The sequence below is a fragment of the Microbacterium gubbeenense DSM 15944 genome, from assembly GCF_000422745.1.
Classification (GTDB): Bacteria; Actinomycetota; Actinomycetes; order Actinomycetales; family Microbacteriaceae; genus Microbacterium; species Microbacterium gubbeenense.
This window is the reverse complement of record NZ_AUGQ01000035.1, coordinates 1-10720: the sequence shown is the minus strand read 5'-3', so window position 1 is coordinate 10720 and position 10720 is coordinate 1. Positions and strand designations below refer to the sequence as shown.

Annotated in this window: 12 protein-coding genes; 1 reads left to right on the top strand and 11 read right to left on the bottom strand. The window is 66.9% G+C overall.

Annotated elements, in window-relative coordinates; translation table 11 throughout:
• Positions 1 to 178: 178 nt before the first annotated feature.
• The 11 genes from G510_RS16875 to G510_RS0112505 are packed head-to-tail and all read right to left on the bottom strand — an operon-like array spanning position 179 to position 9572.
• Positions 179 to 1426 carry a dihydroorotase gene (locus tag G510_RS16875; RefSeq protein ID WP_051216750.1) on the bottom strand — a complete coding sequence of 416 codons (1248 nt, stop codon included), beginning with the start codon at positions 1424 to 1426 and terminating at the stop codon, positions 179 to 181.
• Positions 1423 to 2268, bottom strand: a complete 846-nt coding sequence (locus G510_RS0112550) for a dihydroorotate dehydrogenase electron transfer subunit (protein ID WP_051216749.1) — start codon at positions 2266 to 2268, stop codon at positions 1423 to 1425. Before G510_RS0112550 ends, G510_RS16875 begins: the two co-directional genes overlap by 4 nt.
• Positions 2265 to 3536 (bottom strand): Zn-dependent hydrolase, encoded by a 1272-nt coding sequence (locus G510_RS0112545; RefSeq protein WP_029153899.1) that lies wholly within the window; start codon positions 3534 to 3536, stop codon positions 2265 to 2267. The genes G510_RS0112550 and G510_RS0112545 overlap by 4 nt, the downstream gene beginning before the upstream one ends.
• Entirely contained in the window at positions 3533 to 3979 is a 447-nt protein-coding gene (locus G510_RS0112540) for a hypothetical protein (RefSeq protein WP_029153898.1), read from the bottom strand. Before G510_RS0112540 ends, G510_RS0112545 begins: the two co-directional genes overlap by 4 nt.
• On the bottom strand, positions 3976 to 4416 hold the full coding sequence (locus G510_RS0112535; protein WP_029153897.1) for a hypothetical protein: 441 nt from the start codon (positions 4414 to 4416) through the stop codon (positions 3976 to 3978). Before G510_RS0112535 ends, G510_RS0112540 begins: the two co-directional genes overlap by 4 nt.
• On the bottom strand, positions 4413 to 5255 hold the full coding sequence (locus tag G510_RS16870) for an IclR family transcriptional regulator (protein ID WP_051216748.1): 843 nt from the start codon (positions 5253 to 5255) through the stop codon (positions 4413 to 4415). Before G510_RS16870 ends, G510_RS0112535 begins: the two co-directional genes overlap by 4 nt.
• Positions 5252 to 6193 carry a dihydroorotate dehydrogenase gene (locus G510_RS16865; RefSeq protein WP_211219197.1) on the bottom strand — a complete coding sequence of 314 codons (942 nt, stop codon included), beginning with the start codon at positions 6191 to 6193 and terminating at the stop codon, positions 5252 to 5254. The genes G510_RS16870 and G510_RS16865 overlap by 4 nt, the downstream gene beginning before the upstream one ends.
• The gene (locus G510_RS0112520; protein ID WP_029153896.1) at positions 6190 to 6963 is read right to left on the bottom strand and encodes an ABC transporter permease; all 774 of its coding nucleotides are present in this window, start codon (positions 6961 to 6963) and stop codon (positions 6190 to 6192) included. Before G510_RS0112520 ends, G510_RS16865 begins: the two co-directional genes overlap by 4 nt.
• Positions 6953 to 7987, bottom strand: coding sequence for an ABC transporter substrate-binding protein (locus tag G510_RS0112515; protein ID WP_029153895.1), 1035 nt, complete (start codon positions 7985 to 7987; stop codon positions 6953 to 6955). The genes G510_RS0112520 and G510_RS0112515 overlap by 11 nt, the downstream gene beginning before the upstream one ends.
• A 38-nt stretch (positions 7988 to 8025) precedes the next feature.
• Positions 8026 to 8826 (bottom strand): ABC transporter permease, encoded by an 801-nt coding sequence (locus G510_RS0112510; protein ID WP_029153894.1) that lies wholly within the window; start codon positions 8824 to 8826, stop codon positions 8026 to 8028.
• Complete coding sequence (locus tag G510_RS0112505; RefSeq protein ID WP_029153893.1) at positions 8823 to 9572, bottom strand: ABC transporter ATP-binding protein; 750 nt, start codon at positions 9570 to 9572, stop codon at positions 8823 to 8825. The genes G510_RS0112510 and G510_RS0112505 overlap by 4 nt, the downstream gene beginning before the upstream one ends.
• Positions 9573 to 9810: 238 nt before the next feature.
• Between G510_RS0112505 and G510_RS16860 the strand changes: the two genes are divergently transcribed.
• A complete protein-coding gene (locus G510_RS16860; RefSeq protein WP_036323317.1) occupies positions 9811 to 10584 on the top strand; it encodes a phosphorylase family protein in 774 nt (257 codons plus the stop codon).
• Positions 10585 to 10720 lie beyond the last annotated feature (136 nt).

Genomic DNA, 10720 nt, shown 5'->3' with positions numbered 1-10720 from the left:
TGCGCTCAGACAAGACAGCCCGCTCCTACCGCGCCGCGATAGCCCTCGCCGCCACGCTGATCTGGATCAAGACCGACTTAATCCACACGGCCTAGTTCGGCGGCCCAAGTCTCTGCGACCGCAAGTAGAGATCCGGTTTCATCCGGAGGTGGAAACCCAAGGTGTGCGCATGCGCTCCTCAGTCGCGACTGTAGGTGACAGCGCCGTCGATGAGAGTCTTCTCGATCATGTATCGCGTCTGACGTCCCTGGAAAGGCGTATTCGCGGAGCGACTGACGTGTCGGGCGCCGTCGATTGTGAAATTTTCGCCGTAGCGGACGATCGTCAATGTGGCGGGTTCTCCCACCCGGATTGGGCGGCCAGCCTCCGCCTTGATACCCCCGATCGCGGCAGGGCGGTGCGCGAGTACACGCGCGACGCTCGCCCAATCCACACGTTTGTTGGCGTCTTCGAACACCTCAGCGGTCATTGCGAGAGCCGTCTCCAGCGCCGTGAACCCGAAGGCTGCGTCGGTGAGGGAGAGTGTTTTTCGCGCTGCGGGATGCGGCGCATGATCGGTGGCAACGACGTCGATCGTGCCGTCGCGGAGAGCATGGCGGAGCGCATCAACATCAGACTGCGACCGTAGCGGCGGGTTCACTTTGAACTCGCCGCTGTCGGTGGTGAGGAGGTCGTCGGTCAGCGCGAGGTGGTGGGGTGTGACCTCAGCGGTGACGGGTGCGCCGCGGCGTTTGGCAGCGCGGAGGATCGCGACCGAGCCTGCGGTCGAGACGTGGCAGACGTGCAGATGCCCGCCCGTGCGCTCCGCGAGCGCGATGTCGCGCGCGATCACGTTTTCTTCGGCCGCGAGGGGCCACGGCGCGACGCCGAGGCCTGTCGCCACGCGAGCGTTGGCGACACCGGATGCCGCGAGCTGGCTGCTCTGCGCGTGCTGAGCGAACACACCACCGAACTTCGCGAGGTAACTGAGGAGATCGGCCACGAGCTTCGCGTCGTCGAGGCACGAGCCGTCGTCGGAGAAGACGCGCACACCGGCCGCGCGAAGCGCCTCGACGTCGACGAGTTCGCCGCCGAGCCGCCCGAGGGTAGCCGCTGCGATCGGGTGTACGCGGGCGGACACGCCCCCGGCGAGCGTGCGGAGGTGCGCTACCCGCTCGACGGTGTCGGTTGCCGGCGTGGTGTTCGGCATCGCGAAGACGTCAGCGAAACCTCCCGCTGCCGCGGAACGGGCTCCGGAGGCAACATCTTCCGCCTCCTCGCCGCCCGGTTCGCGCAGGTGCGTGTGCAGATCTACGAAGGCCGGCAGCGCCACACGCGAGCTCTCGGTGCGTGCGGAGGGTCGGATGTGCGCGATCCGCCCGTCCGCCACCTCGATGTCGACGATGCGGTCGGGTGCGCCGGCGAGCCGCACACCTTCGGCGATCACGTCCCCGACCCGATGACGTCGAACACGGGGCCGTCGACGCACACGAGCGGACCCTCGGCGGCGGGGTCGGTGCGCGTCGGCGCGGCGCAACCGTGGCAGTAGCCGATACCGCAGGCCATATGCGCTTCCAGCGAGACCTGCACGTCGCAGCCCCAACGATCGCCGAGGCGAGCGGCGAGGAGAGCGAGGCGCGACGAACCGCACACAAAGATTGCCCGCGGCGGTCGTGCGCCGAAGTCGGCCTCCAGCCAGTCCTGGAGCACCTTCGTGTCGCTGGTGCCATCCACATCGGTGACGGCAACACCCTGGATACCGAGTTCCCGGCAGTCGGCCTCGCCAATGACCCGCGAGGCCGTGCGGGCGCTGAGCACCGCCGTCGTCTCGATGCCACGGGCGACAGCATCCTCTGCCACTGTCATGAACGCGCAGATGCCGATGCCACGCCCGATCAGGAGCACCGGCCCGTCGGCGTCTGGAATCTCGTAGCCGCGCCCGAGCGGACCGGTCACGAGAAGCTCGGAACCGGTCGCGACCTCGGCAAGCGAACGAGTGCCGCGGCCGACAACGCCGTAGATGACCTCGATGGTGCCCACATCGCCCCGGCGGCGATGGATGGCCATCGGTCGCGGTAGCAGCACGCGACTGGCACTGGGAACAGTCACCATGACGAACTGCCCGGCCGTTGCGCGCCGGGCGATGTCGGGGGCATGCAGCACGAGCCGTCGGTACGTCTCGCTGACAGCCTCGTGCGCAAGCACTCGCACGTCCTGGGAGGTGGGCTCCGGGCGAAGCGATTCTCCCGACTGCACGCGCAGACGGTCAGACAGGGCGGCGGGGATCATTCGTCGGCATCCAGTCGGTACAGCGCGGCGAGAAGCACGTCGACACCGCAGGCGAGGTCGTCGGCGTCGGTGTGCTCGTTCGGAACGTGGCTGAGTCCGCCCGCGCTCGGCACGAAGATCATGCCGGTGGGCGTGATCTTGTTCACCTGCTGCGCGTCGTGGCTTGCGCCGCTGGAAAGGAGGCGATAGCCGAGACCGTGCTGCTCGGCGGCGGCGGCGAGGTGGTCTTTCACGACGGCAGGGAGCACAACGGGAGAGGTGTCGGCGATGACGTCGACGATGATTGCGGTACCGTCGGCGTCGGCTGCATCGCGGTAGGCAGCGGCAAGCTGCTCGACGGTCGTGCGCTGACGGTCACTGTCTATGTCGCGCACGTCAACGACAAACTCGACGCGGCCGGGAATCGTGGTCATCGCGCCCGGCGAGACTTCGAGGCGCCCGACCGTGACCCGCGTGCCGTGATGCGCGGAGTCCTTCGCGATGCGGTCGCCGGCGAGGACGCAGGATGCTGCGGTCACGAGCGCATCACGGCGCTTGTGCATGGGCGTCGCACCGGTGTGGGAGGCGGTGCCGTTGACGGCGACATGCAGACGCGTGCTCCCCGAAATCGAGTCGACGATGCCGATCGGCACGCCAGCGTCTTCTAGCACAGCGCCCTGCTCGACGTGCAGCTCGACGAACGCATGCCACTGCGCGGCATCCCACTCGTCAGCGGCGAGATCGTCGGGCCGGAGCCCGACTTCGCTCATCGCGTCGTACATCGAGACGCCTTCGGTGTCGCGCAGGCGACGGGTATCCGGCAAGGTCGTGAGCCCCGCAACCATGCGCGAACCGTTACAGGCCTGCCCGAAGCGGGCGCCCTCCTCTGCGGCAAACGCGACAAAGCGCCAGCGGCGGCGGCGCGGCACGGGCGAGAGCGCGGCGAGGTAGGCCGCCTCCATGCCCGCGACCACGCCCGCGATCCCGTCGAAGCGACCGCCCTGCGCGACGCTGTCGAGGTGGGAACCGGTACCGACGACACTCTGCGGGCCGTTGTCCTCGGTGGCGGGGAGGTCGGCAATCGTGTTGCCTGCGGCATCCGTGTGCACGACGCATCCGAGGGTGCGCATGCGCTCCGCGAACACGTCGTGCGCTCGACGCTCCAGCGCGGTGTACGCCAGGCGCGTCACCCCGTCGCCAGGCTCGCTGATTGCCGCGAACGCTTCAAGATCGGCGCTGAGCCGCGCTGCGTTGGCCGCGATCCTGCTTTCGAGGTCGACCGAGGTCATCGCTGCGTGCCCGGCAGGGTGCGCACGGTTAGCGTGCCGTCCTGGTCGCCGTCCGCCGGTGCCAGCTCGACGACAGCGACGCACTCGTGACCGGCGCCTGCCAGCATCTGCGCGGCGACATCGATCTGCTGTGCCGACTCACCCGCCGCGGCCACGAGCACGATGCGTGCGGTCGGCAGCTCCCAGCTGAAGTACAGCAGGCCCTCGTCCTCGGACAGCTGTACGGCGGGCGTGTCGAGGGCCTCGGCCACCGCGAAGGCGACGATAAGGTTTTCGGGATTCGTCCAGCACGCGACCGCGCCGATGCCGCCGTTGAGCTCGAGCACCGCGCGCGCGATCTTGCCGGCGATCGACCGGGTCGCGGAGGGTGAGATCTCGGGGCGCAGTCGACTACGAACGGGTCCGGACGTGATCCTGCGGATGTCGTCAGCGATGTGAGTCACGTCGACTCCTTTCGTTGGCGGGCGGGGCTGCCCGAGGGGGTTGTGAAGAGGGCGTCGGTGTCGGGGGCGTTCGCCCAGACGGCGCTGCGGCCGACGACGGTCACGGATCCGTTCTGGTAGGCCCTCGCATCGGCGGCTTCGGCGGCGACGACGACAACATCCTCGCCCGGAACGACGGCGTCCGCGTCGTTGCCGAACGGCACGCCGGTGGCGAGTGATACTGCGGCACCGAGCGTGTCGGCGCCCGCGCCGATCGCGACGATGCGGTCGAAGTGGGCGGGGAGGGAGCGGGCGAGCTCGCTGGCGACACGGCGGAGCGACGATGGGCGGCGCATCCAGGCTGGGGTGGCCGCGACGACCTCGGCACCGCCGTCGGCGAGGAGGTCTGCGCGCAGTTCTTGAAGCCATTGCGTGTCGTTAAGCAAGGTCTTGGTCATCGAAGTCTTCCCATCTGCGCGAGCAGGTCGTCGGACGACAGGGGGGTGTCGTCCGGTGCGGCGTACCCGTTCTCCTCCGAGAGAACGCGGGCGGCGGCGATGACCGACCGTGCGGCCTTCACCCGAGTGGCGTCGGAGGCCATCCGCCCGGCGGCGGCCGCGGTCGTCACGGCGAGGCCCACGCGACCGTCGGCCTCGTGCACGGGGGCGGCGACGGCCCACACATCGTTGTCGAGTTCGTTGTCACACACGTCGAAACCGAACTGCCGCACGCGGGCGAGATGGTCAATGACGCGATTCACTTCACGGATTGTGCCCGGGGTATACGCATCGCGCGGTGCGGAGGTGAGGAGGTGCTCGACGAACATCGAGTCTTGGTAGGCGAGAATCGCGCGCGCCGAGGCGGCGGCGTGCAGCGGCATCTCCTGGCCCGCGCGCACGAAGAGCCGGAGGGCGTGGCGTCCCTCGACGAGGGAGACGCAGATCACGCGGGTGTCGTAGATCCTCGTGAGAAACACCGTCTCGCCAGTCTCCTGCGACGCGACGCGCAATGCGTCGTGGGGAGTGACGATCGCCTCGGATCGTCGGTCGTCACGGCCGAGGCGGGTAGCCTCCGGCCCGAGGCGGTAACGCTTGGTGGTGGACGAGCGCACGACCCAGCCCTCAGTTTCAAGCGCGGCGAGAAGGCGATGGACCGTGGCGAAGGGGATGCTGAGCTCTTCGTGGATCGTCTTCATCGACAGGCCCGAGGGGGCGTCGGCGAGGTGGCTCAGCACGCGCAGCGTCCGCGAGACCCCAGTCAGCATGATCGTCGCGCCGGGTCGTGTGTCCTCACTCATGCTGCCGCCTTCAGAAGGTCGTCGAGCCGTCGCCCGCCCTGTACCGCGAGGCGAGACCGCAAGTCCGCAACGATGTCGACCATCGTGGAGGGTCGCGAGAATGTGGCGGTGCCCACTTGCACGGCCCGAGCACCGAGACTCAGATAATCGAGCACGTCGTCGGCGGTCACGATACCGCCGCAGGCGATCACGGGGATGTCCACGGCGCGCGCGGCCTGCCACACGAGTCGTTGCACGATCGGCTTGATCGAGGGGCCCGTGAGCCCACCGACGACGTTGCCGAGGATCGGGCGGCGGGTGCGCTCGTCGAGGGGCAGCACCGGAATCGAGTTCGACACGCAGACCGCGTCGGCGCCGGCGTCGGCGGCGGCCGCGGCGCACTCCGCAATCGAGGCGACCATCGGTGGGAGTTTCACGATGAGGGGCCGGTCGGTGACCTCACGCGTCTGGCGAACGACAACCGCAATCGCAGCGGGATCGGAGCCGATGTCACGGCCGTCCGCGTCCAGATTGGGACACGATACGTTCAACTCGTACGCGTCGGCGGCATCCCCGAGCGCAGCCACGATTGGCGCGTACTCTCCCTCGCGATGACCGCCAACACTGACGATCACAGGTGCCCCGAGGGCGCGGTACGCCGGATGCAGCCGCTCGAGGTATCCGCGGGGTCCGTGGCTCGGAATCCCGACACTGTTGATCATGCCCGCAGGAATCTCACCCAGACGGTGCGCGGTATTGCCACCGCGTGCACCGGCGAACACCGTCTTGGTGACGACCGCACCCAGCTCGTCACACGCCAATAAGGGCGCAAGTTCCGGCCCGAAGCATCCCGAGGCCGGCATCACCGGATTAGGTAGCGCGAGCGATCCGATGCGCACGCTTAGATCGATGTGCGAAGCGTCCGCGGAATAGGGATGGGCGAGGGTGGGCGTGCTCACGCGTACCTCCGGGTCAGGAGGCGTTCGCTCACGCGCACCGCCTGGAACAGCGCCCAACCGATGAGTGAAAGAACGATCAGTGCGACGATCACGAGCGCGACGTCGTCGTTGTCCTGACCCTGCTTTTCCAGGTAACCCAGACCCGCCGTCGCACCGATGAACTCGCCGATCACAGCCGCGGTCACACCGGCAAGGAGGCCGATACCGAGACCCGAAGCGAACGCCGGCAGCGTGAACGGTAGTTCGATGCGTACCGCGCGCCGCAGAGGACCCATGTGCAGGATGCGGGCGAGATCAATCATTGACGACGGAAGCGCGTCGAGGCGCGCGAGCATCGTGATGAGCACCGGGTAGAACACCACGAGGGCAACGAGAGTGATCTTCGAACCGATACCCAGGCCGATCCACAGGATGAGCAGCGGCGCGATCGAGATCTTCGGGGTTACCTGCAGCACCACGACAATCGGGAGCAGCACGCGGCGGATCAGTGGCACGCGATAGAAGAGCATCGCGAGGACCGCCCCTACGACTGCGCCGATGAGCGCGCCCTGCAACACCTCGGCGAGTGTCTGCGCGGTGTTCAGCTGCAAGGAACCGCTCGCGAGGAGCGACTGCGCGCGGGCGATGACCTCGCCCGGCGAGGGAAGCACGTAGGAAGGCAAGCCGCCGAACTCTGCGAGAGCCCACCAACCGAACAGACCCGCGGCGAGTGAGGCCGCTCCCACCAGGAGCGACCTCACCCGCGACGCGGTGGCCGTGTCAGAGGTCACCGGGCTCCACCACCAGGTCGGCCGCGTCGAACGACTCGGGGATGATGCCGTATTCCGCCTGGTTGTCGATCGCGGTCTGCCAGCGCTCGAGGTCACCGTAGCCGAGACCGTTAGCCTCCGTGTCGGCCGAGGTCCAGAGGTCTGGGACGAAGACGTTCTCGATCACGTTGGTGACCGCGTCCTCCTGGCCAGAGAAGGTGTCGGCGTAGGCGGGGATAACTTCAGCGATCGAATCTGCCGGGTTCGCGATGACGTACTCGAGACCTCGGTCGAGGGCGGCGACGAAGCCGCTAACAACCTCGGGGTTCTCCTCGCGCAGCGCGGGGCTTGTCACGAGCACGTTGCCGAAGGAAGGAAGGTATTCGTCGCTGAGGATCTGACCGGCGGGGAAGCCGGCGGCCTGCAGCGCGTAGTAACGGATGCGCGAGAACGCGATGGCGTCGACTTCGCCATTCTGCAGCGCCTGCACGATCGCGCCGGAGCCGATTGTCGAGATTTCCGCGTCATCGACGGTTAGATTCGCCGATTCCAGGATCGCCTGCAGCTGGATGTAGTTCGGGCTTCCAAGATCAGTCACGGCGATTCGCTTGCCGGCGAGGTCGGCAGGGGAGGAGATCCCGGCCGTGTCCTCGTTGAAGAGGATCGCCCCGATACCCTGCTGGTACGTCGTGTGCACGACATCGACGTCCACGCCATTGGCCTTGGCGGTGATCACCGAGTCGCCGTTGGGGAAGCCGAACTGCACGTTGCCAGCGGCGACGTTCTGCAGGATTGCGGAGCCCTCGGCGTAGGTGAACTCCACCTCGATCCCCTCTTCGGCGAAGTACCCCTGCTCGACCGCTTCGTACAGCGGTGCGTAGTAGGGGACGGCTGCGCCGTCGATCTGCAACGTGACACGGGTGGTTTCTCCCGTGTCCGCGCTGCTGCCATTTTCGGCAGCGACCTCTGCGGGACTGCATCCGGTCAACAGAAGCGCCGCGGTAGCGCTGGTCGCGATGATCGCGGCTGTGATTTTGCGTGACATGCGTGTCCTTATCGGGTGTTGTGGAGGGGTGGTGCAGGTTAGGAGGCTCGCCAGCGCAGGATGCGGCGCTCCGCGAGCGAGATGATGCCGAAGCCGGCGAGGCCGGTCGCGATCGTGACGATGACCGCGGCGATCAGAAGCGAGCTGTTGTACGAGGTGTTTCCGAGCACCATGAGGTAACCAAGTCCCTCCTGTGCGGAGATGAACTCCGCGAGGAAGGCGCCAGTCATGGCGTCGACGATCGCGATCTTCGCTCCGGCGAACAGTTCGGGGGTGGCGTTGGGCAGCTGCAGCTGGAACAGATGGCGCGCACGGCCGAACCCGAGCACGCGGCCTAGGTCCCCGAAGGCGGGAGGTGTCGATGAGAGCCCGAGCTGCATCGAGATCATCATCGGGAAGAACGTCAGCGTCAAGATGAGGACGAGTTGCGACTCCAGTCCCAGACCGAACCACAGCACGAGCAACGGGGCGATCGCGATCTTCGGGGCCGCTTGAAGTACGACGATGTAGGGGTTCGCGATGTCGCGCACCCAGCGCGACCGCCACAGCAGATAGCCAAGCGCGCATCCGATCACGACACCGCCAACGAAGCCGAGGACGATGTTGCGCACGGTATAGCCGAGATGTACCCACAGCTCGCCGCTGGCCGCGAGATCGCCGATCGCTGCGGCGACGGCGCCCGGGCTCGGCAGGAGGTAGGGCGGAACATCGGCGACGGTGACATACACCCACCAGATCGCGACGATTACCGCGACATAGGCCGCGCCGCGGGCCAGCAGCAAGAGAGGACCCGAGCTGACGCGCAGCCGCGAGACCTCCGTCAACTCCGCCGAGGTCATCCGAGTTCCTCGCGGAGCATTCCGGTGAACTGCGCGAACTCGGGGAGTTGGCGCGTCTCGCTCGAACGTTCGCGCGAGAAGGGCACGGTGTGGATCGACTTGATTCGGCCCGGGCGCGGGCTCATCACGACGACCCGGTCGGCAAGGTAGGCGGCCTCTTCGACGCTGTGAGTCACGAGCACGATCGTCTTGTGCGTACGCTCCCAGATTGCCAGCAGGTCGTCCTGCAGCTTGTCGCGCGTGATGGCGTCGAGGGCGCCGAACGGCTCGTCCATGAGGAGGACGCGGGGGTCGTAAGCGAGCGCGCGCAAGATGCCCACGCGCTGCTTCATACCCCCGGAAAGCTGCGAGGGGTACGACTGCGCGAAGTCGCCCAGGCCCACCATGTCGAGCAGCTCACTGACGCGCGCCGACACGGCCGCCTTGTCCATTCGCTGACGCTCAAGACCGAGCGACACATTGCGGCTGACGTCACGCCACGGCAGGAGCGTGGCCTCCTGAAACACGAACCCGATGTCCTTGCCGGGCCTCGGGGCCTCCGACCACCGCAGCGCACCGACATAGTCGTTGTCGAGGCCGGCGATCATTCGCAGGAGGGTCGACTTACCGCATCCGCTCGGGCCGATCAGCGCGACGATCTCCTGGTCATCGATTGCGAGGCTCACGTCGCTGAGCGCCGTCACGTCGGAGTTCCCACGGCGACGGTATGTCTTCGTGACCTTATCGATGTCGAGCAAAGTTGTCATGACTTCCTTGGTTCCACTGAGCGGAAACGCGGTTTCGGTGTTTCCGTCTGTCTTTCGGGGCATCGTCGACCCGGTGATCAGGATGAAGCAAGTCTGCACCGGAGTTGTTTCGGCGACATTACGCCGCTATCTCGTGCTTTGTCATCCCCACAGTGTTAGGGAGTGTGACGTACGCTGATCAGTAGTAATCAGTCGAATACCAACGAGCTGTGTAGTCGCTTTCACTAGGAGGAAGTCAATGTCTCAGGGTCGTTCCGCCGCCGACCCCTGGTTGGATGGGCGCCCCCCGCACATTCCCTCCGACGGCTCACCTCTGCCCGGGGTGTGCTTGCTGCCGGGCGATCCGGCACGCGTGGCGATGGCAGCAGCTCTACTCGACGACTTCGAGGTGCTCGGCACCCGGCGCGAGTTCACGCTCGGCATCGGCCGCTACGGCCCGACTCCGGTGGCGATCTGCTCGACAGGCATTGGTGGCCCCTCAACCGAGATCGCCGTCGTCGAGTTGCGGCGACTCGGCGTGCACACCTTTATCAGGGTGGGCGGGATGGGAACGACCAACCCCGAGATCGCGCCCGGCACAATCACCACGGTGACACGCGCCTTTCGCGAAGGCGGGGCAGCGAAGTTCTACAACCCCTCGAATACGCCTATCGCTGCGGACCCGGCCGTGGCCGCAGCGATCGCGCGAGCAGCAACCGCACACGACGAGCACGTCGTTCCCATCTCCGTACTGTCGTGCGACTCTTACTACCTCGGCGAGGGCCGACCCCTACCCGGCTTCGAAGCAGTCGCGGTCGAGCGCCTTGAAGCCGTTGCCCGCCTCGGCGCGGACGCAATGGACATGGAATGCGAGACCGTCTTTGCTGTCGCACACGCGCTCGGCGCGCGGTACGGCGCGCTACTCGCCACCCACGGCAGCCGTGCGACCAACGCCTGGCTCGAAGACTATGAGCCAGTGCAGCTGCGGCTCCTCACGGTCGCGCTCGAAGCAGCCGCTGCGCTGACAGACTGAATAAGCCCCTGCTCAGTGACATCGCGATTACCGGTCCGGCACTAGGGCGTGTTGATCAAGAGGTTCAGGCTCAGGATCGGCGAGTCTCGATGGTGTGACGCGTCAGGAGATCTCGGATGAGGTGTGGGCTGTTCTG

Excerpts from the sequence above, each read along its gene's own strand:
- G510_RS0112515 (WP_029153895.1), bottom strand. The coding sequence starts at position 7,987 with ATGTCACGCAAAATCACAGCCGCGATCATCGCGACCAGCGCTACCGCG.
- G510_RS0112510 (WP_029153894.1), bottom strand. The coding sequence starts at position 8,826 with ATGACCTCGGCGGAGTTGACGGAGGTCTCGCGGCTGCGCGTCAGCTCG.
- G510_RS0112505 (WP_029153893.1), bottom strand. The coding sequence starts at position 9,572 with ATGACAACTTTGCTCGACATCGATAAGGTCACGAAGACATACCGTCGC.
- G510_RS0112535 (WP_029153897.1), bottom strand. The coding sequence starts at position 4,416 with ATGACCAAGACCTTGCTTAACGACACGCAATGGCTTCAAGAACTGCGC.
- G510_RS0112545 (WP_029153899.1), bottom strand. The coding sequence starts at position 3,536 with ATGACCTCGGTCGACCTCGAAAGCAGGATCGCGGCCAACGCAGCGCGG.
- G510_RS16860 (WP_036323317.1), top strand. The coding sequence starts at position 9,811 with ATGTCTCAGGGTCGTTCCGCCGCCGACCCCTGGTTGGATGGGCGCCCC.
- G510_RS16870 (WP_051216748.1), bottom strand. The coding sequence starts at position 5,255 with ATGAGTGAGGACACACGACCCGGCGCGACGATCATGCTGACTGGGGTC.
- G510_RS0112550 (WP_051216749.1), bottom strand. The coding sequence starts at position 2,268 with ATGATCCCCGCCGCCCTGTCTGACCGTCTGCGCGTGCAGTCGGGAGAA.